The 25664-nt window shown below is 59.9% G+C and carries 20 protein-coding genes and 1 pseudogene; 16 read left to right on the top strand and 5 right to left on the bottom strand.

What is annotated here, in order from left to right:
- Positions 1–28: 28 nt before the first annotated feature.
- From LAB08_RS12395 to LAB08_RS30780, 3 genes and pseudogenes are all read left to right on the top strand, one after another.
- Positions 29–1612, top strand: a complete 1584-nt coding sequence (locus LAB08_RS12395) for an MFS transporter (protein ID WP_157755714.1) — start codon at positions 29–31, stop codon at positions 1610–1612.
- A 983-nt stretch (positions 1613–2595) separates the two neighbouring features.
- Positions 2596–2799: pseudogene (locus tag LAB08_RS30775) on the top strand (HAMP domain-containing protein); the annotation flags it as partial.
- A 144-nt stretch (positions 2800–2943) separates the two neighbouring features.
- Complete coding sequence (locus tag LAB08_RS30780; protein ID WP_436799358.1) at positions 2944–3657, top strand: methyl-accepting chemotaxis protein; 714 nt, start codon at positions 2944–2946, stop codon at positions 3655–3657.
- A 292-nt stretch (positions 3658–3949) separates the two neighbouring features.
- Here the strand turns inward: LAB08_RS30780 and acnB are convergent, their stop codons facing one another.
- Together acnB and LAB08_RS12410 are read right to left on the bottom strand one after the other, a co-directional pair.
- Complete coding sequence (acnB, locus tag LAB08_RS12405; RefSeq protein WP_096511929.1) at positions 3950–6550, bottom strand: bifunctional aconitate hydratase 2/2-methylisocitrate dehydratase; 2601 nt, start codon at positions 6548–6550, stop codon at positions 3950–3952.
- A gap of 832 nt (positions 6551–7382) precedes the next feature.
- Positions 7383–8573, bottom strand: coding sequence for an amidohydrolase family protein (locus LAB08_RS12410; protein WP_096515428.1), 1191 nt, complete (start codon positions 8571–8573; stop codon positions 7383–7385).
- A gap of 233 nt (positions 8574–8806) precedes the next feature.
- Here LAB08_RS12410 and LAB08_RS12415 point away from each other — a divergent pair, with 233 nt between their 5' ends.
- From LAB08_RS12415 to LAB08_RS12470, 12 genes are all read left to right on the top strand, one after another.
- Complete coding sequence (locus tag LAB08_RS12415; protein ID WP_096511928.1) at positions 8807–9541, top strand: SDR family NAD(P)-dependent oxidoreductase; 735 nt, start codon at positions 8807–8809, stop codon at positions 9539–9541.
- A gap of 155 nt (positions 9542–9696) precedes the next feature.
- Positions 9697–10218 carry a MarR family winged helix-turn-helix transcriptional regulator gene (locus LAB08_RS12420; protein ID WP_096511927.1) on the top strand — a complete coding sequence of 174 codons (522 nt, stop codon included), beginning with the start codon at positions 9697–9699 and terminating at the stop codon, positions 10216–10218.
- A 104-nt stretch (positions 10219–10322) separates the two neighbouring features.
- On the top strand, positions 10323–11390 hold the full coding sequence (locus LAB08_RS12425) for a phosphotransferase family protein (RefSeq protein ID WP_096511926.1): 1068 nt from the start codon (positions 10323–10325) through the stop codon (positions 11388–11390).
- 33 nt (positions 11391–11423) lie between these two features.
- Complete coding sequence (locus LAB08_RS12430) at positions 11424–12722, top strand: acyl-CoA dehydrogenase family protein (protein ID WP_096511925.1); 1299 nt, start codon at positions 11424–11426, stop codon at positions 12720–12722.
- Between the two features lie 15 nt (positions 12723–12737).
- Positions 12738–13496 (top strand): SDR family NAD(P)-dependent oxidoreductase, encoded by a 759-nt coding sequence (locus tag LAB08_RS12435; protein ID WP_096511924.1) that lies wholly within the window; start codon positions 12738–12740, stop codon positions 13494–13496.
- 53 nt (positions 13497–13549) lie between these two features.
- On the top strand, positions 13550–14323 hold the full coding sequence (locus tag LAB08_RS12440) for an SDR family NAD(P)-dependent oxidoreductase (RefSeq protein WP_096511923.1): 774 nt from the start codon (positions 13550–13552) through the stop codon (positions 14321–14323).
- A 28-nt stretch (positions 14324–14351) separates the two neighbouring features.
- Complete coding sequence (locus LAB08_RS12445) at positions 14352–15191, top strand: SDR family NAD(P)-dependent oxidoreductase (RefSeq protein WP_096511922.1); 840 nt, start codon at positions 14352–14354, stop codon at positions 15189–15191.
- Positions 15188–16840, top strand: a complete 1653-nt coding sequence (locus LAB08_RS12450; protein ID WP_096511921.1) for an AMP-binding protein — start codon at positions 15188–15190, stop codon at positions 16838–16840. Before LAB08_RS12445 ends, LAB08_RS12450 begins: the two co-directional genes overlap by 4 nt.
- 147 nt (positions 16841–16987) lie before the next feature.
- Positions 16988–18325, top strand: coding sequence for an MFS transporter (locus tag LAB08_RS12455; protein WP_096511920.1), 1338 nt, complete (start codon positions 16988–16990; stop codon positions 18323–18325).
- Positions 18326–18341: 16 nt separating this feature from the next.
- Entirely contained in the window at positions 18342–18779 is a 438-nt protein-coding gene (locus tag LAB08_RS12460; RefSeq protein WP_096511919.1) for a PaaI family thioesterase, read from the top strand.
- Positions 18780–18798: 19 nt separating this feature from the next.
- A complete protein-coding gene (locus LAB08_RS12465; protein ID WP_157755713.1) occupies positions 18799–19671 on the top strand; it encodes an acyl-CoA thioesterase in 873 nt (290 codons plus the stop codon).
- 61 nt (positions 19672–19732) lie between these two features.
- On the top strand, positions 19733–20782 hold the full coding sequence (locus LAB08_RS12470; protein WP_197706299.1) for a dihydrodipicolinate reductase: 1050 nt from the start codon (positions 19733–19735) through the stop codon (positions 20780–20782).
- Between the two features lie 52 nt (positions 20783–20834).
- Here LAB08_RS12470 and LAB08_RS12475 read toward each other — a convergent pair whose 3' ends face one another.
- A complete protein-coding gene (locus tag LAB08_RS12475) occupies positions 20835–21686 on the bottom strand; it encodes an alpha/beta fold hydrolase (protein WP_096515424.1) in 852 nt (283 codons plus the stop codon).
- Between the two features lie 24 nt (positions 21687–21710).
- Positions 21711–23336 carry an AMP-binding protein gene (locus tag LAB08_RS12480; protein WP_096511917.1) on the bottom strand — a complete coding sequence of 542 codons (1626 nt, stop codon included), beginning with the start codon at positions 23334–23336 and terminating at the stop codon, positions 21711–21713.
- Between the two features lie 254 nt (positions 23337–23590).
- Between LAB08_RS12480 and LAB08_RS12485 the strand changes: the two genes are divergently transcribed.
- Entirely contained in the window at positions 23591–24772 is a 1182-nt protein-coding gene (locus LAB08_RS12485) for a thiolase family protein (RefSeq protein ID WP_096511916.1), read from the top strand.
- A gap of 50 nt (positions 24773–24822) precedes the next feature.
- Here the strand turns inward: LAB08_RS12485 and LAB08_RS12490 are convergent, their stop codons facing one another.
- Positions 24823–25647, bottom strand: a complete 825-nt coding sequence (locus LAB08_RS12490; RefSeq protein ID WP_096511915.1) for an SDR family NAD(P)-dependent oxidoreductase — start codon at positions 25645–25647, stop codon at positions 24823–24825.
- Between the last annotated feature and the right edge of the window lie 17 nt (positions 25648–25664).

Here is a 25664-nt window from a genome sequence, read left to right on the forward strand (position 1 = left end):
GGACTGCATCAGAGAAGGCGAGGCTTCGATGACAGACAGTTCGAATTCGTTATGGGCGCCGCTGCGATTTGCCTCGTTCCGCGCCTTGTGGCTGGGCGCGTTGGCGATGAACCTGGCGATCTGGATGCAGAACGTAGGCGCTGCCTGGCTGATGGTGTCGCTGACCAGCTCACCGATGTTGGTGGCGCTGGTGCAGACGGCAATCAGCCTGCCAGCGTTTTTCTTTGGACTGCCAGGTGGTGTGTTCGCCGATATTTTCAATCGACGTCGTTATCTGCTGGTCACCCAGCTAGGGATGTTTTGCACGGCTGCCACCTTGATCACCTGCAGTGCCCTGGGCCTGGTCACGCCCTGGCTGTTGCTGGGGCTGACGTTTTGCTTCGGTATTGGTTTTGCGCTGCAAGGGCCGGCTTGGTACACCACACAAGCGGAGTCTGTGCCACGACCCTTCATGGCCTCGGCTTTGGCGCTTTCGTCGTTGTCCTACAGTTCGGCGCGTGCTGTTGGCCCAGCGCTGGCTGGCAGCGTGGTCGCGATGTCTAATGTGGTCAGTGTGTTTGCCATTTGTGGGCTGTTGCTGCTGGGGTCGTTGCTGGTGGTGATCCGCATGAAAGTACCGGCCCGTGATACCAGCCTGCCACCCGAAACGCTGTGGGCTGGATTGCGCGGCACTTTGCGCTATGTGCGGCACTCAGCCGTCATGCGTGAGCAATGCTTGCGCACCTTTGCCTTTGTCGGTGCAGCCAGTGGCCTGTGGGCGTTGTTGCCAGTGGTCGCCAGCGAGTCGGGTGGCGCCGGGAACTATGGCGTGCTGTTGGGCAGTCTCGGCGTGGGCACCATGGTGGGAGCGTTTCTGATGCCCATGGTACGCGCCCGGATGTCGCTTAACCTGATGCTGGCGCTGGCGGCATTGTTGTATGCGTTCAATTGTCTGTTGGTGGCGCTCGCGTCGAGCACGGTAGTGCAGTGTGTAGCGCTGTTTTTCGCCGGCATCGGCTGGCTCGCTGTCGGTACCAGCAATCTGGTCGCCATCCAGTCTTCAGTTGCACCGTGGATTCGCGCTCGCGCAGTGGCGATCTACATGTTGGTGTTTCAGGGCTCCCTGGCCATCGGCGGCGCGCTGTGGGGGGCTGCGGCCAGTCACTTCGACAGTCGCACAGCGTTGATGCTCGCAGCCATGGGGGTGGCACTGTCGATGCTGGTGATGTGGCGCTATCCGGCGCGGCTCGGTGACGACGACGAAGTCACCCCGTCGAGCGCAGAACTGCCGGCTTTCAACTTTGCCGGTCTCGAGCCAGGCGAGGGACCGGTGGCGGTGCAGATCGCCTATCAGGTCAGTGCGCAGAGTCGCGAAGAGTTCCTCCGCCAGATCCACCGTATCGGTGCCCAGCGTCGCCGAGATGGCGCCAGCTTTTGGCGAATCTACCGGGAACTGGACCATCCCGATCACTACCTCGAGCGATTCATTGTCGATTCATGGTCCGATTATCTGCGCCAGCAAACCCGAACCACCCTTGCCGACCAGCAGGCTGAGGCGAAGGTCAGAGCCTTTCACTGTGGCGATGGCCCACCGAAGGTTTCGCATTTCATTGGTGAGCACCTGGTGCGTTGAACTCATAAAAACAATAAGGAAAGGAGTGCAGCATGAAGGCTTTGTTTTATCCGGGAATCTGGCTGATGAACCGTCTGGGGTTCGCCATGAAATTCAGCCTGATCAGTGTTTTGTTCTTCGTGCCCTTATTGGGGGCCAATACGTATCTGGTGGGCATTGCCTACCATCAGTGGCGGGTCAGTGCCGCTGTACTGGGCAGCCTGGCGGCGGTGCGGGAGTCTGTGCAGTTGCAGCAACAGCTTGACCTGCTCAAGGATCTGGCCCTGATCCGGCAGCGGGTGAGCCAGGTGGAAAAGAACAGCGATATCACCCAGCGCATCAAACTGGCTGAAGACGCTGCCGTCTCCACCATCAGCCGGCTGGACATCTCTGGCCTTGGTTCGTCGACGATTGAGCGTCAACTCACGGTATTGAACCAGGGCCTGCAAACCTTGCGCAAAACCGAAGGCGCAGCCCCCCGGTCGGAGTTGAGCGCTCAGTTGGCGACGCAAGGTGCGCTTCTGTTGGAAAGTATTGTCGAGCAGGCGGGGCTGAGCCAGAACGATGAGTCGCGCGTGCGTCAGCTCAGTACCCTGATCGCGGTTCAAGTGCCACGGCTATCGGCACTGCTGAACAGTGCCCGAACACTGGGTTCGATTACCTTGGGCCAAGGCTACCCAAGTGCCGCCGACAGCGTTGCCCTGGAGCAATTGATGGTGGGGATGGATCGAGTCGGTGCTGACAGTGCGCAAAAGTTCCAGGTCTTTGACGCGCACATTGCACGTTCGCTTGCACCCGCGCTGCAGGTCGGGTTGCAAAGCCTCGAAAGGGGCAAGCAGCTACTCGATGAGCAAATCCTCAATGCGGCGGAGCCCGTGCAGCAGTGGCCTGCCTATTTCGATCAGATGACCGGCTTGAGTGACAAGGTTCAAGGGCTGAACGAAGCAGCGCTGGCATCGCTCACCCAGTCATTGCAACAGCGACTTGGGCAGGCCCGCGGCGAGATGATCCTGTTGTCTGTGGCGTCACTCGCCATTTTGTTGTTGATCACCTACTTGTACGGTGCTTTTTATTTGGCGACTCGCGGCATTCTGGATGACTTGAGTCGGGTGATGGGCAAGGTTGCCAAAGGCGACATGACCGTGAGTTTCGAGGTGTTGGGCAAGGATGAGTTGGCGGCGCTCGGTACAGCGTTCAACGGCACGGTTGGACAGATCCAGCACCTGATCAGGCAAGTCGATGGCGTCGTGTTGCAGGTTGGCCAACAGAGCGATCTGGTGCAATCGGTGGCCCGCTCCAGCGCCCGTGAGGTAACCGGGCAACGTGAGCAACTGGAGGTCGTTGCCACAGCCATGAACCAGCTGGCGGTGACTGCACGTCAAGTTGCACGCAATGCGGAGAGTGCGGTCAGCAGCGCCCGAGAGGTAAACCGGGAAACCGAGCAGGGTCGTCTCAGGGTGCGAGAGCAGGTCGGTGCAATCCAGCGACTGGCGGGGGAAATCGATGGGTCGATGCACTTGATTCATCAATTGGCGGCCGACAGCGAAGCCATAGGCCAGGTCCTGGAGGTGATCCGCAATATCGCTGAACAAACCAATCTGCTCGCACTCAATGCAGCCATTGAAGCCGCCCGCGCCGGTGAGCAGGGCCGGGGATTTGCTGTGGTCGCCGACGAAGTGCGCACGCTTGCGCGACGCACGCAGCAATCGACACTGGAGATCGAACAGATGATCGGCAACTTGCACAGCCGGGTAGCCGAGACAGTCAAAGCCATGAGCAACAGCCACAAGACTGCAGGAACTACAGTCACCCAAGCCGATGAAGTGCAACAGACGCTGGAGAACATCGTCCGGGCTACAGGGCTGATCGTTGAGCAGAGTCAGCTGATAGCCGTTGCGGCGGAACAACAGACCCATGTTTCGATGGAGATCGACAAGAGTCTTGTCGACATCAGTCAGGTGGGCGAGCAGACCTCTAGAGGCGTTATTCGGGCGGAGCAGGCGAGTCAGGATTTACATGGGTTGGTCAATGTCTTGCGCAAAGAAATTGGTGCGTTTCGGATATGAGAAATGCATCGCAAGTGGTGGGCAGACGGATAACGGTTGACCAAAGTCGGTTCCGACCGCGATCAACTCAGTTTAATGCTCAAGCAGGCCCGCGAAGCAATAGCGCCCCCAACACCAAGTTTTAGTGTGAGGGCCGATTTAACTGGGCGATGTTCGACGTTCACGAATCCTGTAAGCATCTAACAAGCCACAATTGTCCCTGTGAGTAGGGGGCTGGATGTTCACCAAGGCCCGATCATGAGTAAAGCGCCGATGTTGTTGTCGGCGCTCTGAAAGTTCAAAGTATTACGACTTACGCATGAACAACCAAGATATTGGCTTTCGCTGCAGCTTCACGGAACTCGGCAATCTGGTCGAAGGACAGGTAGCGGTAGACATCGGCCGCCATGCTGTCGATTTTGCCTGCGTATTCCATGTACTCCTGGGCGGTAGGCAAGCGACCCAGGATGGACGCCACGGCCGCCAGCTCGGCCGAAGCCAGGTAGACGTTCGCGCCGTCACCCAGACGGTTCGGGAAGTTACGGGTCGACGTCGACACCACGGTGGAGTTCGGCTCTACACGTGCCTGGTTACCCATGCACAGCGAGCAGCCCGGCATTTCCATGCGCGCGCCAGCCTTGCCGTAGATACCGTAGTAGCCTTCTTCAGTCAGCTGGTGAGCATCCATCTTGGTCGGCGGCGACAGCCACAGACGGGTTGGAAGCTGACCCTTGACCTGTTCCAGCAACTTGCCGGCGGCGCGAAAGTGACCAATGTTGGTCATGCAGGAGCCGATGAATACTTCGTCGATCTTCTCGCCAGCAACGCTGGACAGCAGACGGGCGTCGTCCGGGTCGTTCGGAGCGCACAGTACAGGCTCCTTGATGTCGGCCAGGTCGATCTCGATGACTTCGGCGTACTCGGCGTCCTTGTCCGCTTCCAGCAGCTCAGGGTTGGCCAGCCAGGCTTCCATCGCTTGAGCACGACGCTCCAGGGTGCGCGCATCGCCGTAGCCTTCGTCGACCATCCAGCGCAGTAGGGTGATGTTCGAGCGCAAGTACTCGGCAATGGCCTTTTCAGGTAGCTTGATGGTACAGCCCGCTGCGGAACGTTCAGCCGATGCGTCGGACAGTTCGAACGCCTGCTCGATGCTCAGGTTGTCCAGGCCTTCGATCTCCAGGATGCGGCCTGAGAAGGCGTTGATCTTGCCTTTCTTCTCGACGGTCAGCAGGCCTTTCTGGATCGCGTAGTAAGGGATGGCATGCACCAGGTCACGTAGGGTGATACCGGGTTGCAGCTTGCCCTTGAAACGCACCAGCACCGACTCTGGCATGTCCAGCGGCATGACGCCGGTGGCCGCGGCGAATGCAACCAGGCCGGAACCGGCCGGGAACGAGATGCCCATCGGGAAACGGGTATGGGAGTCACCACCGGTACCGACGGTGTCCGGCAACAGCATGCGGTTCAGCCACGAGTGGATGATGCCGTCGCCAACCTTCAATGAAACGCCACCGCGGGTGCGCATGAAGTCCGGCAGGGTGTGATGAGTTTTCACATCCACAGGCTTCGGATAAGCCGCGGTGTGGCAGAACGACTGCATCACCAGATCAGCGGAGAAGCCCAGGCACGCCAGGTCTTTCAGTTCGTCACGGGTCATTGGACCGGTGGTGTCCTGAGAGCCCACGGTGGTCATTTTCGGTTCGCAGTAGGTGCCCGGACGAACGCCGGTCACGCCGCAAGCCTTGCCGACCATTTTCTGCGCCAGGGTGAAACCCTTGGTGCTTTCAGCTGGAGCTTCAGGCTTCTTGAACAGATCGAACGGCGGCAGACCCAGTTCGGCGCGAGCCTTCTCGGTCAGGCCGCGGCCGATGATCAGCGGGATACGGCCGCCAGCACGGACTTCGTCCAACAGGACCGGGGTCTTCATTTCGAAGGTGGTCAGGACTTCGTCGGTGCCGTGTTTGCAGACTTTGCCAGCATGCGGGTATAGGTCGATCACGTCTCCCATGTGCATGTTCGAGACGTCGAATTCGATTGGCAGTGCGCCCGCATCTTCCATGGTGTTGTAGAAGATCGGAGCGATCTTGCTGCCGAAGCAGAAACCGCCGGCACGCTTGTTCGGCACGTAAGGAACGTCGTCGCCGAAGAACCACAGAACCGAGTTGGTCGCCGATTTACGCGACGAACCGGTACCCACCACGTCGCCGACGTAGGCGATTGGGAAGCCGGAGCTGCGCATTTCTTCGATCTGTTTCATCGGGCCGGTCTTGCCTTGCTCGTCCGGAACGATACCGTCGCGAGCCATTTTCAGCATGGCCAGGGCGTGCAGCGGGATGTCTGGACGGGACCAGGCATCAGGAGCAGGGGACAGGTCGTCGGTGTTGGTCTCGCCAGTTACCTTGAACACGCGCAGGCTGATCTTGTCGGCCAGGGGCGGGCGGTTCTTGAACCACTCGCCGTCAGCCCAGGATTGCAGCACGCCTTGAGCGTGAACGTTGCCGTTCTTGGCTTTTTCAGCGACGTCGTGGAAAGCGTCGAACATCAGCAGGGTGTGCTTGAGTTCTTCGGCGGCTACTGGCGCCAGCTCGGCGTCGTCCAGCAAGTTGACCAGGGTCACGATGTTGTAGCCGCCCTGCATGGTGCCGAGCAGTTCAACAGCGCGTTTCTTGTCGAGCAGAGGGGATTTGGCTTCGCCTTTGGCGACGGCTGAGAGGAAACCAGCTTTGACGTAGGCAGCTTCGTCCACGCCGGATGGCACGCGATTGGTGATCAGGTCAACGAGGAAAGCTTCTTCGCCAGCCGGGGGATTCTTCAGCAGCTCGACCAGGCCTGCGGTTTGTTCGGCATTAAGCGCGAGGGGCGGCAGGCCTTCCTCGGCGCGCTCTTGGACATGACGGTCATAGGCTTGGAGCACTGCGATCTCCTGCTGGTAGTGCGCTGGGCAAAGCGCACGCGTGGTGGGGTGGCGGGACAGTCCCTTACGAGGAAAAAAAGCAGGAGCAGAGTTTCGGTTTCCGAGGGTGACCACCCGTGGCAGCACCGAAAGACTCTGCTCCTGCAAACCTGTAAATTCTTTGATTGTCGACACATTGTTGTCTTAAGGCCGAATTTAAAAGGATAATCCGCTAAATGCAACACGATTGTCGACACATGGTTAATTTCGTCCATTTGCCAGATAAGGGATGCGGCCTGCTTCAGCGCTATGAAACTGGCAACCAGACATAGCGGTCTTCTGAACAGGCTGAGTAGGCTCGGCGCGGGCGAAAACGATGTCTATCTGGTCTCGCTCACCTATTTGCATGCCAACCCATTACCGCAGCAATGCCGGGTCATAGGCGGGGGGCAGGTGCACGAGTGTTGCTACCTCGTGCCCGGTACCCCATAGGTGCCGAGCATTGGCGGCGAGCTCTGAGTCCTCATCCCCCCCATGGTCTTAGCCGGTTCTTAAACTGGATGTTGTGTCAGCTAGCGTTCGGCGGGCGCATTGAACTGGTCGAGGAGGGCGTGAGTCCCCAACTCGGTACTGGATGGCATCTGCACATGAGCGATGACTAGTGGAAGCGGCAGGGTGCCGAGGTCATTTCACCATGTCCGCTTTTGACTGATTTCTGCCTGCCGTCACCGACAACAATGGGTTGCTTTTGCTGATTGTTTTTATGAAGCATGTTAGACAGCTCATGGCTTTCTGTAGTTAATAAAAAAGGCACGAGTGATGCTCATGCCTTTTATGTTTTTCGCAGCCAGTATCAGTCCCGAACACCCTCAAGCAATCCCTTGAGGTTGGTGCTCATAACACGTTGGGTCTGTGCTTCATCAAGCATGTCGATGTCTTTGAAGAAGTCCCGCGGGTGGGTGAGGCCTTCCGGGTGCGGCCAGTCGCTGCCGAACAGTACGCGTTCGACGCCGATCAAATCGATGAGCTTGTCCACTGGATCTTCATAGAACGGTGAAACGAACACATGACGGCGGAAGGTTTCCACTGGATCGCGTTTGAACGACTTCGGCATCTTCTTGTAGATGTGTGCCAGGCGTCCCAGCAGTGGCTCCAGCCAGGAGGTGCCGTTTTCCAGCGACGCCACGCGCACATCAGGGAAGCGATCGAAAACGCCATGGCAGATCAATGCCGCCAAGGTGTCGGAGATGGCACGACCCATCCAGTCCAGCACTTCGCCGAATGGCTCTTTCTCGAACGGCCTGAATTCACCCTTGCCACCCGCCGTCCACCAGCTATTGATCTTGTCGTAGCCGGAGTCGGAAACGTGCAGCATGACGAAAATCTTCGCTTCGTTGACTCGAGCCCAGAAGGGGTCGAACTCGGTGAAGCCCATCGACCGGCCACCGGTCAAACCAGCCACGGGTGCCGGACGAACGCCGACTACCCGCGCCCCGGCGGCAAGGACGAATTCCAGTTCCTGCACGGCTTTGTCGACGTCGATGAGGTTGATCATCGGCACCGGAAACAGGCGGTTCTCACGGGCAAAACCGCATTCCTCGGCCAACCATTGGTTGGACGAATGGAACAGGGCGGCAATGGCGTCAGGCTTGTGTGACAGGCGTTCTTCAATGACCGAGCCGAGTGTCGGAATAAACAAGCCGGCATGAATACCCTGCTCATCCATGACCTTCAAATGCGCTTCACCGCTGAAGAAAGCGGGATGGGAAGGTACCGGATCGCCGCCGAACTCACGCAGTGACAGACCTTCCGGGTTTTCACCGCGATACCACATTTCATGGGAGCCGGGTGCGGCGACCACATCGAAAGTCGGGTTAGGGATGTAGTCGCTCAATACGCCGCCAACCGCCAGTTTGGTGCGGCCATTGATCTGCACGTACTGGAATTCTTTGCGGAACTGCTTGGGCAGATGGCGCAGGAATGCTTCCGGTGGCTCGTAAAAGTGACGGTCTACGTCGTAGATCGGGTAGTTGACGGTTGGCATGCTGACCTCGGGTTGCAGGCGTGTTGTTTTGGTAAAGATGACCATATGTCAGTTATTTTTCTGCGTCAAGCTTCCTTCTGAAAAGCCCCGATATCTGGGTTAATCCTAGAGTTTTGCTTGGTTTTGTCGGTGTCGTTCGAATGTGAGGGATATAGCGCTATAAACTGACTCTATGTCATCTTGTTGCTGTCGGGTGTCAGAGGGATGCCCAAGGGACTTGAGTAGGAGCGGTTATGGCGACTGATTTGCACAATAAAACGGCCCTGGTAGTCGGCGGTACCAGTGGTATTGGCCTTGCGACTGTTCGCAGACTGCTGGAGGCCGGATGTACGGTTAAGGCGACCGGTGTGTCTCTGGCGGAGGTCCAGTCCTGCCAGGATGACAGCGGGCTGGCCGCTGTTAATTTCTCCGTGCTCGATGTCGCCGACTCCGCTGCTGTCACCGCGTATTTTTCCGGGCTTTCCAGGCTCGACATTCTGATCAACTCCGCAGGCATTGGCCGTGGGGCCAGTGAGTTCACCGAAGAAGGTTTCCTGCGCACCCTGGAGATCAACCTGTTCGGTACCATGCGCTGCTGTTACGCCGCACGGGATCTGCTGGCGGCCAGTGCCGGTTGCATCGTCAATCTGGGGTCGGTGATGAGTTCCTTCGGCAGTCCGACAGCACCTGCCTATGCCTCGAGCAAAGGCGGTGTCGTGCAGTTGAGCAAGAGCCTGGCTGTGGCGTGGGGCAGGGAAGGCATTCGCGTCAATGCGGTAGCGCCAGGCTGGACCGACACGCCGATGACCCGTGGCATGTCGGCTGATGTCGAGCGAAATGCCCGGGTGCTGGGGCGCACACCCTTGGGGCGCTGGGGGCAACCGGAGGAAATTGCGCAGGGCATTGTGTTCCTCTGTTCTCCGGCTGCCTCGTTCATTACCGGGGCACTCTTGCCGATTGATGGGGGCTATACGGCCTGCGGAGTCTGAGTGTTCAACACGATTTACCCAGGGGGAGCTTGCTCCCCCTTGTTGTGTCTGTAGAGTCGTGCGCTGACGATGAGGCTCATACACGGTGTTGTATTTGACTAAATCAGATAAAATAAAACGACAGCATGTTGTCAGTTTGGAAATGAGGTGTCAGTATGGCTAGCAAGAAAGCCGAGGAAAGGCCTGCGCCGACCTTCGATCATTCGGTTCATAGCGAGGTCGGTGGTCGTCTCGGAGAATTGGTGGATGAGGTCTTGCGTCTGCATGGCCGGGTCATGAGCGTCAAGCGTCCATCAGTATTGGGCGGCCCTGGCCAGACCTTCGTGTTGGCCTCGGTGGTGTTGGCGGTCGAGCCACCCACCGTTGCACGGATTGCCCGCAGTCTGGGTTACACGCGTCAAGCCATTCAGCGATTGGCTGACGTGCTGGCCGCAGAAGGGTATGTGAGCTACGAGGAAAACCCGCATCACAAAACGTCCAAGCAGTTGGTTGCCACCCCACTGGGGCGTCAGGTGTATGCACAGGTGAACCAGGAAAGTGCCGAGTGGACCGAGCGTATTTCCCAGGGCCTGGATGTGGCGGCTCTGGATCAGACGCTGGAAGTGTTGAGACAAGTGCGCCGAAACCTTGAGCAGGACAAGAACGCCGCTGCGCAAGGAGTGACCGAACAACAATAACGATGGGGAAAGCGGATGATGGAGACTTCGTTACGCATGCAGGGCCGATATGATCGGCGCTTGCCAGGGGCTGAACCGAACCGCAGCGGGGGAGGTCGCCTCGTATGAAGCCGACACTTCCCGATTTCGACGGTTTGCTCGATTGGTCCGTGTTGCAGCCGTGGCTTGACGACGCAGGCCTGCCCGGCGACGGCCCGATCACCGAAGTCCGCCAGCTGACCGGCGGCTCGCAGAACAATCTGTTCATGCTCAACCGCGGCACCCGGCAAATGGTGCTGCGCCGTCCACCTCGACATCTGCGTGCCAACAGCAATGAAACCATGTTGCGAGAAGCCCGGGTGCTCAAGGCGCTGGCGGGCAGCGACGTCCCTCATCCGGCGCTCTTGGCTGTCTGTACCGACAGCTCGATGATGGGCGTGAACTTCTTCCTCATGGAGCCGCTTGAAGGCTTCTCTCCGGCCGGTCAATTGCAAGGCCGCTATGCCACCGATGCGAGTTGGCGCTACCAGATGGGTGAAGCCTTCGTTCGTGCGGCGGCGTCGCTGAGTCAGGTGGACTATCAGCAGGCCGGGCTCGCGGACTTCGGCCGTCCCGAGAACTGGCATGGTCGCCAAGTCGATCGCTGGCGCTCGCAGCTCGATGGTTATCGCGATACCCCCGGCTATCAGCAAAGTGGCTTGCCCAGCGTCGATGAAGTGGGTCGCTGGCTCGCGGACAACGTCCCGCAAGATGGCCGCATCGGCATCATCCATGGCGACTATCAGTGGCCCAACGTGATGTTTTCTCTAGAGTCACCGCGCATCAGCGGCCTGATCGACTGGGAGCTGTCGACCCTTGGCGACCCGCTGCTGGATCTTGCCTGGGTGTTGACATCCTGGCGTGAACCGGGCGACCCACAGATTCCGGGCGCTGGCAGCAAGCCGGTGGTTGAGCCTTGGGATGGGTTCATGTCCCGCAGTGAACTGATTGCACTGTATGGCGAACTGACCGGTCGCGATCTGTCCAGCCTGGCGTGGTTCTTCGTGTTGGCCTGCTACAAGCTCGCCTGCCTGCTCGAAGGCACCTACGCGCGCTCCCTGGTCGGCAAGGCGCCGAAGGAAATGGGCGACTACCTGCACAACTACGCCACCTGGCTGATGGCCAAGGCTCGCCAACTCATCTCTGCCGCCTGAGCGGTCCATTAAAACGCTGTCTGGGGAAATACCATGTGGGATTTTTCGACCGACCCTGAGTTCCAAAAAAAGCTGGATTGGATCGACCGTTTTCTGGTCGAGGAAGTGGAACCGCTGGACGTGCTGTTTCCATCGGTGAGTGTGGTTTACAACACTCGCCACGAAGCCTCACGGGCCATTCTCAAACCGCTGCAGGACGAGGTCAAACGCCAGAAACTTTGGGCCTGTCACCTCGGTGAGGAGCTGGGTGGAGAAGGCTACGGCCAGGTCGCTCTGGCCTTGATGAACGAGCGTCTGGGGCGCTCCTTGTGGGCGCCAACCGTGTTCGGCACCGCCGCACCGGACACCGGCAACGCTGAAATTCTTGCCATGTTCGGCACCCCGCAGCAAAAGGAACGCTACCTGCAGCCGCTGCTCGATGGCGATATCGTTTCCTGCTTTTCCATGACCGAGCCGCAGGGTGGTGCAGACCCACGGGTGTTCACCACCACGGCTGTGCGTGAGGGTGGCCATTGGGTCATCAACGGTGAGAAATGGTTCTCCTCCAACGCACGATATGCCGAATTCGTGTTGGTGCTGGCAGTGACCGACCCCGAGGCCCCTATCCAGAAGCGCATGTCGATGTTCATCGTGCCTCGGGAGACCGAAGGCCTGGAGATCATCCGCAATGCGCCTTACATGGGCGAGCGCCTGGAAATGGATGAGGCGACTGAGGGCTATCTGCATTACAACAACGTGCGCGTACCGCTCGATCACATGCTGGGCGAGCAGGGCGGTGGCTTTGCGGTGGCGCAGGCGCGCCTCGGTGGTGGTCGGGTGCATCACGCCATGCGGATCGTCGGGCAGTGCCAGCGGGCCTTGGACATGATGTGTGAACGGGCGCTCAGTCGGCGTACCCAAGGCACGCTGCTGGCCGATATGGGGACCGTGCAGACGATGATTGCCGACAGCCAGATCGAGCTTGAGCAATTTCGCCTGCTGGTCATGAAGACCGCCTGGATCATCGATCGCAGCCATGGCGATCCGCGCCAGGCTCGCGCTCACATCGCCATGGTCAAGGTCGGTATGGCCAAGATCTATCACGACATCGTTCAGCGAGCGCTGCACCTTCACGGCTCCTTGGGCGCGACCTTCGAAACACCCTTGGCCTACATGTGGATGAATGTGCCGACCTTCGGCCTGGCTGACGGCCCCACCGAGGTCCATCGAGTGACCGTGGCCCGCGAGCTGCTGCGTCGCTACAAACCCGCTGAAGGCATGTTCCCCAGCGAACACCTGCCGCCGAAGATCGCGGCAGCGCGGGCCCGCTACGCGCACATCCTGAACAATTAAGACGGTGAATTTGCAATGACCGATTCAACTAACCACGAGTCGTTGTTCGACCTGACCGGCAAAGTCGTGCTGGTCACGGGTGGTAGCCGAGGCCTGGGTTACCAGATGGTTCTGGCCTTCGCCAGGGCGGGCGCCGATGTGATCATTGCCAGTCGCAAGCTCGATGCCTGCGAGGCCGTTGCCGAGCAAGTGCGGGCGCTGGGCCGGCGTGCGCTGGCGGTGGCCTGTCACGTTGGCAAATGGCAGGAAGTCGAGCGCCTGGTCGACGTCGCCTACGCCGAATTCGGTTACCTCGACGTGTTGGTCAACAATGCCGGCATGTCGCCGGCCGTGCCTTCACATGAGGTCACCGAGGAGCTTTTCGACAAGGTCGTCAGCTTGAACTTCAAGGGACCCTTTCGCCTCGGTGCATTGGTTGCCCAGCGTATGGCCGCGGGCAAGGGCGGTTCGATCATCAACGTCAGCAGCACCGGTGGCCTGCGTCCATCACCGCAGATCGTGCCCTATGCGGGGGCCAAGGCTGCGCTGAACGCCATGACCGTGGGGCTGGCGCAGGAATATGGTCCCAAGGTTCGGGTCAACACCATTTCGGCGGGACCTTTCCTCACGGACATTTCCAAGGCCTGGACTGAAGAGATGCGCGAAACCTGCGCCAATGCCCTTGGCCGGCCGGGCAAACCGGAAGAAATCATCACCACCGCTCTTTACCTGGCAAGCCCTTACTCCAGTTATACGACCGGCTCTTTGATCAAGGTGGACGGCGGGCTGCCATAGGCGGTCCGCTGGCAACTGCGCATAACACCTGAATAACAACAAGAGGCAGGAACATGCAGCTCCAAGGTAAGAAAATCATCGTCACGGGCGGCGCGCGTGGTATTGGTGCCAGCGTCGTGCGCGCTTATGCCGCCCAGGGTGCAAAGGTCGCTTCCCTGGATGTACTGGACGCCGAAGGCGAGCAAGCCGCCGCTCAGGTCAATGAGCAATTCCCGGGTGCCGTCACCTTTTATCACTGCGACATCGCCAACCGCGGCGAGGTCGCTGCGGTATTCGAGGCTGCGGTCGGCCTCATGGGCGGGCTCGATGCCATGGCCAACATCGCCGGTGTCGAACGCACCGCACCGGCCGAGGATATCTCCCAGGAGCATTGGGACCTGATCTTCGACGTCAATGTGCGCGGCACCCTCCACACCAACCAGTCGGCCTTCGAGCATATGCGCGAGCGTGGCGGGCGCATCATCAACTTTGGTTCGGCCGCCGGCCTGACCGGCATGCCTGGGGCGGCTCACTATGCGGCCTCCAAGGGCGCAGTACTTGCCTGGACGCGCACAGTGGCGCAGGAGTGGGCGCGTTACGGGATCACGGTCAATGCGGTGGCGCCGATGATCTGGACGCCGATGTACGACGCCCATCGCGCCAAGATGACGCCCGGAGAACTGACTGCCCATGATCGGCATCTGGCGTCGATCATTCCGCTGGGCGGCAAGCTGGGTAATGCAGATCGCGATCTGGCACCTGTCATGGTTTTTCTCGCCGGTGACGGCGCTCGGTTCATCACCGGGCAAACCCTGAGTGTGGACGGCGGAACGGTGCCCGTACGCTGAGACCTGGCTCGAATAGGGAGTGAGCTTCATGTTGGAACTTGCTAACAGAAGGGCCGTAGTGACGGGCGCTGCCAGTGGCCTGGGCTTGGCCATGGCGCGGTTGTTTGTGGCCGAAGGCATGCATGTGGTACTCGCGGATTTACCGGGAGAGAGACTCGAGGCAGCCGTGCAAAGCTTCGATGCAGGGCAGGTAACGGCAGTGCCCACCGATGTCAGCGACCCGGGTTCGATGGCTGAGCTGGCTGAGCGGGTCAGGGCAGAAGGTGGCGTTGATCTGCTGTGCAATAACGCAGGAATAACCGGGGACTTGCCTCGCTGCAGTTGGGAGCATGACCTGGCGAACTGGCGGCGGGTACTGGACGTCAATCTGCTTGGGGTGGTCAACGGCTTGCACAGTTTTGTGCCGATGATGCTCGAGCAGGGCAGGGAGGGGCATATCGTCAACACCGCTTCCATGGGTGGCTTGATGGCCTTGCCTTTCATCAGCCCTTACGCCGCAGCCAAGGCGGCGCTTGTCGCACTCTCGGAATCCTTGGATCTGGAGCTCAAGAGTTTGGGCGCCGATATTGCCGTTTCAGTGCTGTGCCCAGGGCTGGTGCCCACGGGATTGACCGGGCCAGGAAGTGACCATGTCGAATCCCGGGCCGCGCCTCCCGGCGCAACAGCGAAGGCTTTTCATGAACACGCGCAGAAAGCCTTGCACAGCGCATCGGTGACGGCCGACCAGGTGGCAATCCAGTTGTTGATCGCCATTCATGAAAAACGCTTTTACGTGCTGACCCACGAAAACTCTCTCGAACTTGCCGGCCAGCGCTGGAAGCGGCTGACACGCGATTGCTCACCCCATTACCGGAGCTCACAAGCATGACCCTTTTGCCTTCAATCCAGAATCCGCAAGCACTGCCAGGGTGGTCTGCGGGCGAGTCCGATACGGTCAACGATGTGGTCCGTCGTGCAGCCCGCGAATTCGGAGATAAACCGTTCCTTGATGTTCTGGGGCAGGTGCTGACCTTCAACGACATCCAGCGTGAGGCCTGTCGTCTTGCCAATGGCCTGGCTACGCTGGGTGTGGTCAAGGGCCAGACGGTCGTGACCATTCTCGACAACAATTGCGATGCGGTGTTGATGTGGTTTGCCCTGAACAAACTGGGTGCCATCAGCGTGCCGGTGAACACTGCGTTCAAAGGTGAATTTCTTCGTCATCAGATTGCCGACGCCAATGCAGCGGTGGTCATCGCCGAAACTGTTTATGCCGAACGTGTTGGCCTGATTGCCGATCAGTTGCCGGACTTGCGCGTCCTTGTCCATCGCGGTGAAGCGCCCGCTGAATGCCTTGGCGACAAGCAGATCGTCGCCCTGGAAAGTCTGCGCAGCGACGATACCCATGATCCTGACGTCAAGGTCGCACCGGGCGATCTGACCATGCTGATCTACACCGGCGGTACCACCGGGCCGTCCAAGGGCTGCATGATCAGCCACAACTACGCCTGTAACGAAGCGCGGCAGATGGTCATCTGCCTGGGTCGCACGCGAGAGTCGATTACCTGGACGCCGCTACCGCTGTTTCACCTCAATGCCACGGTGACCACGGTGTTGTGCAACTTGATGATTGGCGCGCGCGCGGTGGTCTATCCACGTTTCTCGGTGTCGGGTTTCTGGCCGGATATCGAGCGCAGCGGCGCCAATGAGGCCAACCTGCTGGCTTCAATGGTTCCGCTGCTGGCGGGTGCGCCTGACAACGACGCGATGAAGCGTTGCTACGGGCAACTGGACAAGGTCTACGGCGCGCCATTTCCCCCTGAGTTGCAGCAACGCTGGCGTGAGCGTTTCGGCGTGCGGCACGCCGTAGGTGGGGCAGGTTTTGGCCTGACCGAGTGCGCCATCGTGACCATGCTGCCGTTCGGTGATCCTTACAAGCCCAACTGTGCCGGCAAGCGTTGCGACTCCTTCGATATTCGCGTGGTCGATGACAACGATGTCGAGTTGCCCTATGGCACCCCGGGCGAGCTGATTGTGCGTCCACTCAAGCCACACGTGATGTTCGAGGGCTATTGGAATCGTCCCGCCGACACACTCAAAGTCATGCGCAACATGTGGTTCCACACGGGCGACATCGGCATGATCGACGAAGAAGGCTTCTTCTTTTTCCTCGACCGCAAGAAGGATTACATGCGCCGTGGCGGGGAAAACATCTCCAGTTATGAGATGGAAAAAACCTTCGCGGCGCATCCGCAGATCGAGGATGTCGCGGTCCATGCCGTGTTTTCCGAGTTGTCCGAGGATGAAGTCAAGGTCACCGCGGTACTGCGTCCGGGCAGTAGCGTGACGGAGGAGCAGTTGTGCCGCTGGGCCATTGACCGCGTGCCCTACTATGCGGTGCCGCGCTACATCGAGTTTCGCACTGAAGTGCCGCGCAGCCCGGTCGGGCGGATTCTCAAGTATGAATTGCGCGATCAAGGGGTGACAGCTGCGACCTGGGATCGGGTCAAGGCCAACGTGACGTTTGACAAGCGTTGAAGGCAAGGTGATGATCAGTAAAAATAACAATAAGTCAGTTATTGGGCTCTGGGCAGTGAAGTGTGCAGCGCGATATTCGCTTAATACTTCTCGATCTTTGAGCGCTTGCTAGCTGAAAAACTGAAAAAAAGCTGATGGAGTGTCTGCATGTCTCGCTCATCTGAAAAGCCTGGAACGTCCCTGGCCATCAATTTTGCCGAATTTCGCTTGGGGTGGAGGGTGCTCATCCTTGCCCTGATCGGCATTGGCACTTCCGTCAGCGTCGCGCCGCTGTATGCCTTCGGTTCCATGATCGTGCCCTTGCAGGAAGCCTTTGGCTGGACTCGGGGCGAAATACAGCCGGCCATTTCCTTCTTGTTCGCAAGCTCGGTGATCTCCATCCAGATCACCGGCTGGTTGTTCAAACGCTACGGCATTCGCCCGGTGACATTGTGTTCGCTGGTGGCCTTGGCACTGGGCTACGCGCTGATGACCTTCAACACCGGCTCCATCTGGCAGCTGTACGGCGGTTACGCGCTGCTGGCATTTGCGGGGCTTGGGACCATGCAGGTGACCTGGACGCAGTTGGTCAACCTGTGGTTTGACCTTAACCGGGGCCTGGCCCTGGCAATCATTCTCTCCGGTACCGGGCTCGCGGCATTGGTACTGCCGCCGTTGTTGAGCTGGGCGATCGGGCAATGGGGCTGGCGTGCAGGCTATTGGGTGCTGGGTCTGTTGCCGTTGTTGGTGACGTTGCCGTTGTCGCTGTGCTGGCTGTCCACCGCGGCGCCGCTGATCAAGCAAATGGCTGTGGCTGTCGGAACTGATGTCGAAGCGGTCAAGTTGCCGGGCATGGAGTTGCGTCAAGCCGCGCGGTCACGGCGCTTCTGGGTCTGTAACTTTGCGCTGCTGCTGGCGGTGACGGCGATGATCGGCATGGTGATCAATACCGTGCCCATGCTGCGTGATAAAGGGCTTTCGGCGGCGGATGCGGCCAGTGTATTCAGCATTTATGGCGTTTCCCTGGTGCTCGGCCGGGTCGTGGTCGGTTACTTGATCGATCGGTTGTGGGCACCGGGCGTGGCCTTTGTGGTGTTGCTGACCCCGGCCTTTGGCTGCCTGATTTTCATGACCCAGAGCGACATGCACATTCTGATGCTCGGCTCAATTCTGGTGGGGCTCGGCGCCGGCGCGGAAATGGACATCGCGGCTTTCCTGATGGCGCGATATTTCGGCATGCGCGACTACGCCAGGGTCTACAGCCTGCACATGGGCGTGATTGGCCTGGGCAGCACCCTCGCACCCTTTGGCTTCGCGATTCTGTTTTCCCGCACCGGCACCTACGACTCGATGCTGACCTATTGCGTGCTGGCTTTCCCGCTGTGTTCGGTGCTTTTGCTGACGCTGGGCCGCTATCCGCGCTTCGACGGCATGGCGACGCCTGAGCGTTCACCTGCAGGCGAGCCATTGGCCATGGGCCAGCCCGTTTCTCGAACCTCGCTTTGAAGCACAGGATAAACCTATGGCAGACGGTGCAGCTTTCCTGGCCAATCTCATGGCGGACCAGGGTATTGATCCCTTGATGCAGCACCTGGAAATTCTCGGGGCGCCGCAGATGTACGAGGAGGGGGCGCGACTTCAGGTCCGGCTCAAGGGTTTCCACATGAACGGCGGTGGCAGCGCTCACGGAGGGCTGATCATGACCCTGATGGATGTGGTCATGGCCTGCAGCACCTTCGCTTCCGGGCGCGACCAGCATTGCGTCACCGTGGAGATGAAGAGCAGCTTCATGCGCCCCGGCGGGGTGGCGGGTGACGTTCTGAATGCGCAGGGTTTCCTGCGTTCGAGCAGCCGTTCGCTGGCGTTCTGCGATGCTGAAGTACGCAATGAAGCAGGTGAGTTGCTCGCCACCGCCTCCGGTACGTTCAAATACATCAAGCGTCCGGTTTCCGTTCTCTGACAACCTGCCGGGAAATCCGATGAACCTGTCTGATGTTGCGCAAGCCCGGCTCTGGAATCAGCAGGTATTGGCGGACCTGCTGTGTCTCACTCAACAAGGTCCACTGGTTTTTACCGGTGACGTTCACGATGCCAACCTCAATGGCCGCGTTTTTGGTGGGCAACTGTTGGCGCAGGCCCTTCTGGCGGCCCGGCACTGTTGCCCGGACAAGCAGCCAGCGACGCTGCATTGCCTGTTTTTGCAAGGTGCGCTGCCGACGCTACCGATTACCTATCAGGTGACGCCGCTGCAGGAGGGCAAGCGCTTTGCCAGCTTTCATGTCAGTGGGATGCAACAGACGCGGCGGGTGATCGATGTTCAGGTCAGCTTTCAGGTTCCCATTGAAGGCTTCTTTCATGTCCAAGCGCCGCCGCAAGTGCCGGACCCTGAAGAATTGCCCATGATGACTCAGTTGCGTGACGGCGGCCGGGCGGACTGGGGACGGTTTGAAAAAAGCTGCGCGCAATTGCGCATCGTCGAACCGCAGCGCTACCTGTGCCAGCCTTCCAGTGCGCCCAGCCTGGTGTTTTGGGTAAAGCTGCACGAACGCTTGCCCGAAGATGACGCATTGCAGGCGGCTGGCCTGGCCTATCTCAGTGACTTTTGGGTCAACAGCGCGGCGATTTTGCACCATGTCGCCCTGATCGAGGCGCGCGACCGTCTGTTTATCGCCAGCCTCAACCATTCCCTCTGGTTTCATCGTCCTTGCCGCGCCGATCAGTGGCTGCTGTTCGTCTGTGACAGCCCCAGCCTGCAATCGGGGCGTGCCTTGTCCAATGTGCGGATCTATGACCAGCAGCGACAATTACTGGCATCGATTGCACAGGATTGCCTGATGGGCGAGCGCGATTGAGTCAGGTTGTTCACCCCCCTTGCCATGTCACTTGCGCCTGAGGGCTCTGGAGCGTATCGCGGTGAAAAAACTTCGGGTTATCGTCTGTTATACCGGCGGCGTCGGCCGTCAAATCATCCGCCTTCTCAAGGGGCATCCCGGGATGGAGCTTGCCGGTGTGCTCGTCCATGACGAAAAGAAGGAGGGCGTCGATGCAGGTCTTCTGAGCGGCATCGGGGCCATGGGCATTACGGCGACATGCGATCTGGAAAAGCTGCTCGCCGTGCCGGCCGATTGCGCGCTATGGCACGGTAAATCCTGGAGCCCCGATATTGTGGAGCGCTTCCTGCGCCGCGGTATCAATGTGTACTCCGGCATTGGCGGCTGGTACCTGCAGGGAGAGCCGGAACTGGCGGCACTGGAAGACGCTTGCCAGGCGGGCAATACCACGCTGGTCGCCGGGGGCAATATCCCCGGTTTGATCAGCGATGTACTGCCTCTGTTCGTTTCCGGCTACGCCGGCCGGGTCACGTTGATCCGGGCCTGGCAGCGTGGCTACAACGCCCACTATCCGTCCGCCGTGCAATTGAGTCAGGGTTGCGGATTCGGCATTCCAGTGCAGCAGCAAACGAGCGGCGCCATGGTGGACAACCTATGGCTGTGGGGCATGCGTCAATCCGCTCGCATGGTGGCCGACGGCCTGGGGCTGGTATTGGATGATGTGAAAATCACCAACAAGGAATACGCGCTGGCCCCGGAGGACATGGTGCTCCAGGCCAGTGGACTGCACATCGCTGCTGGAACCCCGGCTGGCGTGAGATGGACCTTCACCGCCTATTCCGACGGTCGTCCTTTCCTTGAGATCGTGAACGAGCAGGTTGCCCGTCTGGCGCTCGGCCCGGGCTGGCGGCAGCGGGCGGACGAGCCCAACTGGCGGGTTGAGATTGAGGGGTCCCCGCGCATCTGCTGTGAGCTCTCGGCTCAGCCGGGCGAGGATGGGACGGATCACGCTGCAGCGCTGAACGCCGCGCGGGCGGTCAACTTCGTGCCGGGGGTCGTGGCAGCGGCACCCGGCTGTCGCTCCATCCTCGATCTGCCAGCGCCACACGCCACGCACTTTGCGTTTCGCTGATCAAAAAAAAAGGGCCCGCGACGGCCCTTGAAGTGATGCGCGCTGCCCTCTTCTAGTGTGCCGGGTAGTGGCGTTGGAGGAACTCGATAATGGCGGCATTGAACAGGTCGTTCTTGTCGCCAGCAACCATATGACCTGCGCCTTCCACGTCGACGAAGGTCATATGAGGAATCATCGCCTGCAATTCTTGTGCGCCCTGAGGGCTGACCACATCGCTTTGTTGTCCGCGCACCAGCAGGGTTGGAATATTGATTTTGCCAGCGGCGTCCTGCATCCGTTGGGCTATGCGGGCAACCTTCTGACGATGATCTCCGGCCATGAAACGCGGGTCCCAGTGCCAGTACCAACGCCCGTCATCACGCAGTCGGAGATTCTTCTCCAGCCCGCGGGTATCGCTCGTTTGCTTGCGATGAGGATTGTAGGCACTGACGACCTGAGCCGCCTCTGCCAGCGAGCCGAATCCATCGGCATTACCGGTCATGAACTGGAAGATATGTTCGATTCCTTCAAGTTCCAGGCGCGGGGTGACATCGACCAGAATCAGGCACGAGGCCAGCCTCGGGTCCGATGCACAGGCGAGCAATGAGTTGACCCCGCCCATCGACGCACCCACCAGCGCAGGCGCCGCTCCCAAGGTGTCGATGACCGAAAGCAGATCCTCGACTTGGGATTGCGGGCCGTAGTCGCCGTTTTCGATCCAGTCCGATTGCCCGTGTCCTCTGGCATCCAGGGAGATTACCCGGTACCCCGCGCTGGCCAGTGTCCGATGTGCCCGTGACCAGGAGTGGCGGGTCTGGCCACCACCGTGCAACAGCAAGATCGGTGGGCCGTCCTCCGGTCCGGAAACATCAGCGGCCAGGCGATTGCCGGCACCGCCGGTGAACCAGACAGGTGTAGGTTGCATGGCAAACTCCTTGGCCGCCGTCATTTAGCGTTTGGCCAGTTTCAGGCCGGACTTTTCCCGGTCCCACGTGGTTGCCGTCACGCCTTCATCGCGCAGCTGGAACTTGTAGATGCGTCCCAGCGGGCTTTTCGGTAGCGCCGAGCGGTACTCGATGTAGCGGGGCACCGCGTAGTAGGGCATCTGGTCGGCGGCCCAGCGGCACAGCTCTTCCTCGCTGAGCGCGTTGCCTGGCTTGAGGGTAATGGTGACCTTCAATTCATCCTCGCCCAGGTCTGAGAGCACGGCGTGCGCGGCGACCTCATCAACGGTTTCGTGCTGCAGGAAGGCACTTTCCACCTCGAAGCTGGAGATGTTCTCGCCGCGACGACGCAGATAGTCTTTCTTGCGATCGACGAAATAGAAGAAGTCATCCTCGTCGAACTTGCCGATATCGCCGGTGTGGAACCACATGTTACGCATGACTTTGAGCGTGTCTTCCGGACGCTTCCAGTAGCCATCGAACATGACGTTGGGTTTGCGGGGGCGAACAATGATTTCACCGGGTGTGTTAGGCGGCAGCTCGACATCATTGTCGTCGACGATGCGCACGTCGAAGTCTTCGGTGTTGCGCAGGCCGGAACTGCCCGGCTTGCCAACCGTACCGAACGGCAGAATGCTCGGCAGCGAGCACTCGGTAAGACCAAAGCCGCCGCAGACGGTGTGGGTGACACCGAATCGTTCCTTCCACTGTTGCTGCACAGCCTCTGGGAACGGCGCCCCCCAGACGGCCTTGACCTGGCCGCGGCAGCGCAGGCTGGATTCGTTGTCCGGCGCGCCTGCCAGCATGGGCATCATCGCGGCGAGCAATTGCACATCGTTGGCGCCGGTACGTTCGATCTGCGGCCAGAAATTGGACACCGAGAAGCGCGGGTAAATGGCGATCCGGGCACCGACCATCATGTTGGCAACGACCGTGGTGGCCACCGCATTGAGGTGGAACAGTGGCAGCGGCGACCAGGTAATGGTGTCTTCCTGGCGATTGGTAATCACCAGCATTTGCCGCGCCAGGCTGCACGTATAGTTGTGGCTGACCATGCAGCCCTTGGAAGGGCCGGTGGTGCCGCCGGTGTAGATCAGCATGGCGAGGTCATGGGGCATGACTTGCACGTCCGGCTCTCTGGCGTCGTCGCTGAGCAGGTCATTCCAGGCCAGCAGTGTCTGCTTGATGCTTACGGTCGGTACGGCACCGCGGTGAACCAGGGTGGTGAGCTCAGGCAGCCTGTCAGCAATGGCCGCGACCCGATCGGCGTAATCGCTTTCGGCGATGACCACGTTGGCGGCGGCGTCGCCCACTTGATGACGCAGGAACTCACCCTTGAGTGCCGTGTTGACCGGCACACTGACGGCACCGAGTTTATTGATGGCAAACCAGATAAAGACAGCGTCGGCGGAGTTATCCAGCAGCGTGACCACGGTCTGGCCTTTCTTGACCCCCAGTTTGCTCAAGCCATTGGCCAGGCGACAGGCGGTCTGGTTGATATCGGCAAAGCTGTAGGTGTCGCCCAGAAAATCCATGAATTGGCGGTCACCATATTTCTCGGTAGCGCGCTGCAAGACGGCGTTGATGGTGTCTAGCTGGTCAGTGCTCCAGCCGGGTTCACGTGCTGCCATGGATCTTCACCTCGAATATTGTTTTTGTAGGTGCCTCTCCACGCTCGGGACGAGAGCAGAGATTTCCCGCTATCTTAGCGCCAGTTCCAGACCTGCGTAACACCCGCAAATTCCAATAACTGACTGTTTGACATTTTTTAGAGTCTGCCGCAGTGTTGCAGGTGGGTCAATACTCAAGACCCCGACAATTGCATATCGCCAAATCCGAAACGGAGAGCGGCGGTGACTCGAGATCAAAAACTAGAGGAATTTTCATGACCACGGCTCCAGAGCGCCAAGCGATCATCTCCGGCATCGGGCAATCGGCAGTGGGTCGCAGGCTGGGACGTAGTGGCCTGGACCTGACGCTGGAAGCCATATTGGCGGCCCTTGAGGATGCCGGCCTGGACCGCAAGGACATCGACGGTGTTGCCAGCTGGCCGGGCTACCGTGCCGATATGCCGGCTTTTTCCCCGGTGTCTATTGGTCAGGTCAAGGAATCGCTGGGGCTGGAGCTGGGTTGGTACAGTGCCGGTAACGAAGCGACGCAGATGAGCGCCTTGATCAATGCCTGCATGGCAGTCGCTTCGGGTCAGGCCAGGCACGTCATCTGTTTTCGCACCGTCACCGAATCCAGCGCATTGGCAACGGGCGTGCGCTCAAGCTCCGTAGGAGGAGAAGGGCGTGTATCGGGCTTTGGCGAATTCCAGGTGCCGTTTCAGGCGGCGTCGGCGGCCAACTGGGTGGGGCTGGTTGCCAGCCGTTACTTCCATGAGTTTGGCGCGACCCGCGAGCAGCTGGCGGCGGTTGCGCTCAATGCCCGGCGCAATGCGGCACTCAACCCCAAGGCGGTCTATCGCGAGCCGCTGAGCATGGAGCAGTATCTGGCATCGCGCATGGTGTCGACGCCGCTTTGCCTGTACGACTGCGACGTGCCGGTGGATGGCTCGACGGTGCTGATCGTTTCTCACCGTGATACGGCGCAGGACTTGCGCTCGCGGCCGGTCAATATCGAATCAATTTGCGGCCCGTTCACCGGTCGCGACGCTTGGGATCAGATGGGCGATCTGACGCGCTATTGCGCCGAAGAGGCCGGTCGGCGGCTTTGGCAACGTACCGATTACAAGCCTGCCGACGTGAAGGTTGCCGCGCTGTATGACGGCTTCAGTTTTCTCAGTCTGCTGTGGCTGGAGGGGCTGGGCTTCTGTGGGCGCGGTGAGGCGGCGGCGTTCGTCGAAGGCGGTCAGCGTATTGCCCTGGACGGCCAGTTGCCAATGGCCACCCACGGCGGCCAACTGTCGGCCGGCCGTCTGCATGGGCTCGGCCATGTGCATGAGGCGGTGGTCCAGTTGCGCGGCGAAGGCGGGGCCCGGCAAGTACCGGGTCAACCGCACCTGGCGGTGGCGAGTAATGGCGGCGGCCCATTGGCCGGGGCCGTGTTGCTGTCCAGCGAGTAATCGGTGCCCGAAGGCTTGCGGATTACTTACCGCAAGCCTTCGGCTGCTACTCAAGCGTGGTAGAGGTTCCATTCGCCGGTGGTGGGCGACCGGGTCCAGCCACTGGAGGCGATGGCACCGCCATCCACCGGCACGGTCAAGCCGGTGACATAGGACGCCATGTTCGACACCAGAAACACCACAACGCCAGCCAACTCATCGGTCGATCCGGTGCGCCCAAGCGGGATGTAACGATCGCGGGCGGCTTTGCCTGCTTCGCCGCCGGCCTCCATATAGGGCCTCAGACCCTCGGTCATGATCATGTCCGGCGCCAATGCATGCACGCGAATGCCATGCCCGGAAAGCTCCAATGCCATCGAACGGCTGAAACTGATCATGCCGGCCTTGCAAGCGGCGTACACGGCAAACCCCGGCGCCGCGCGCAAGCCTTCGCTGCTGGCGATATTGATAATGGTGCCGCCCTGGCCGGCTTCCACCATCACCTTCGCGGCTGCTTGGGTGGCTGTCAGCATGCTGATGAAATTGAAGTCGATATGACGCCGCCAGCTTCGCTCGCTTTGCTCCAGAAAACTGCTATTGCGCACGCCACCGGCGTTATTGACCAAAATATCGAGGCGGCCGAAATGCTCGGCGGTTCGTGCCACGGCAGCAGTGATCTGCTCCGTGTGGTTGACGTCGGTTTCCAGGAACAGCGCCTGGCCGCCTTCTTTCTCGATGTTTTGCACCAACTGCTCGCCGCTCGCGCGGTCGATATCGGCGATGGCCACGCGGGCGCCGAAGCGGGCCAGGTTCACGGCAATGCCGGCGCCGATACCATTGGCGCCAGCGGTAATCAGGGCGACTTTACCGTCCAGGCGAATGTCATTGGGTGTCATGAGGTGCTCCTTTGTTG

The sequence above is a fragment of the Pseudomonas izuensis genome (genome assembly GCF_002356535.2).
In the GTDB taxonomy this organism is placed as follows: Bacteria; Pseudomonadota; Gammaproteobacteria; order Pseudomonadales; family Pseudomonadaceae; genus Aquipseudomonas; species Aquipseudomonas izuensis.

What these genes read in the sequence shown, in the direction of transcription:
- LAB08_RS12395 (WP_157755714.1), top strand. Translation starts at nt 29, where the DNA reads ATGACAGACAGTTCGAATTCGTTATGGGCGCCGCTGCGATTTGCCTCG.
- LAB08_RS30780 (WP_436799358.1), top strand. Translation starts at nt 2,944, where the DNA reads ATGAACCAGCTGGCGGTGACTGCACGTCAAGTTGCACGCAATGCGGAG.
- LAB08_RS12410 (WP_096515428.1), bottom strand. Translation starts at nt 8,573, where the DNA reads ATGCCAACCGTCAACTACCCGATCTACGACGTAGACCGTCACTTTTAC.
- LAB08_RS12415 (WP_096511928.1), top strand. Translation starts at nt 8,807, where the DNA reads ATGGCGACTGATTTGCACAATAAAACGGCCCTGGTAGTCGGCGGTACC.
- LAB08_RS12420 (WP_096511927.1), top strand. Translation starts at nt 9,697, where the DNA reads ATGGCTAGCAAGAAAGCCGAGGAAAGGCCTGCGCCGACCTTCGATCAT.
- LAB08_RS12425 (WP_096511926.1), top strand. Translation starts at nt 10,323, where the DNA reads ATGAAGCCGACACTTCCCGATTTCGACGGTTTGCTCGATTGGTCCGTG.
- LAB08_RS12430 (WP_096511925.1), top strand. Translation starts at nt 11,424, where the DNA reads ATGTGGGATTTTTCGACCGACCCTGAGTTCCAAAAAAAGCTGGATTGG.
- LAB08_RS12435 (WP_096511924.1), top strand. Translation starts at nt 12,738, where the DNA reads ATGACCGATTCAACTAACCACGAGTCGTTGTTCGACCTGACCGGCAAA.
- LAB08_RS12440 (WP_096511923.1), top strand. Translation starts at nt 13,550, where the DNA reads ATGCAGCTCCAAGGTAAGAAAATCATCGTCACGGGCGGCGCGCGTGGT.
- LAB08_RS12445 (WP_096511922.1), top strand. Translation starts at nt 14,352, where the DNA reads ATGTTGGAACTTGCTAACAGAAGGGCCGTAGTGACGGGCGCTGCCAGT.
- LAB08_RS12450 (WP_096511921.1), top strand. Translation starts at nt 15,188, where the DNA reads ATGACCCTTTTGCCTTCAATCCAGAATCCGCAAGCACTGCCAGGGTGG.
- LAB08_RS12455 (WP_096511920.1), top strand. Translation starts at nt 16,988, where the DNA reads ATGTCTCGCTCATCTGAAAAGCCTGGAACGTCCCTGGCCATCAATTTT.
- LAB08_RS12460 (WP_096511919.1), top strand. Translation starts at nt 18,342, where the DNA reads ATGGCAGACGGTGCAGCTTTCCTGGCCAATCTCATGGCGGACCAGGGT.
- LAB08_RS12465 (WP_157755713.1), top strand. Translation starts at nt 18,799, where the DNA reads ATGAACCTGTCTGATGTTGCGCAAGCCCGGCTCTGGAATCAGCAGGTA.
- LAB08_RS12475 (WP_096515424.1), bottom strand. Translation starts at nt 21,686, where the DNA reads ATGCAACCTACACCTGTCTGGTTCACCGGCGGTGCCGGCAATCGCCTG.
- LAB08_RS12480 (WP_096511917.1), bottom strand. Translation starts at nt 23,336, where the DNA reads ATGGCAGCACGTGAACCCGGCTGGAGCACTGACCAGCTAGACACCATC.
- LAB08_RS12485 (WP_096511916.1), top strand. Translation starts at nt 23,591, where the DNA reads ATGACCACGGCTCCAGAGCGCCAAGCGATCATCTCCGGCATCGGGCAA.
- LAB08_RS12490 (WP_096511915.1), bottom strand. Translation starts at nt 25,647, where the DNA reads ATGACACCCAATGACATTCGCCTGGACGGTAAAGTCGCCCTGATTACC.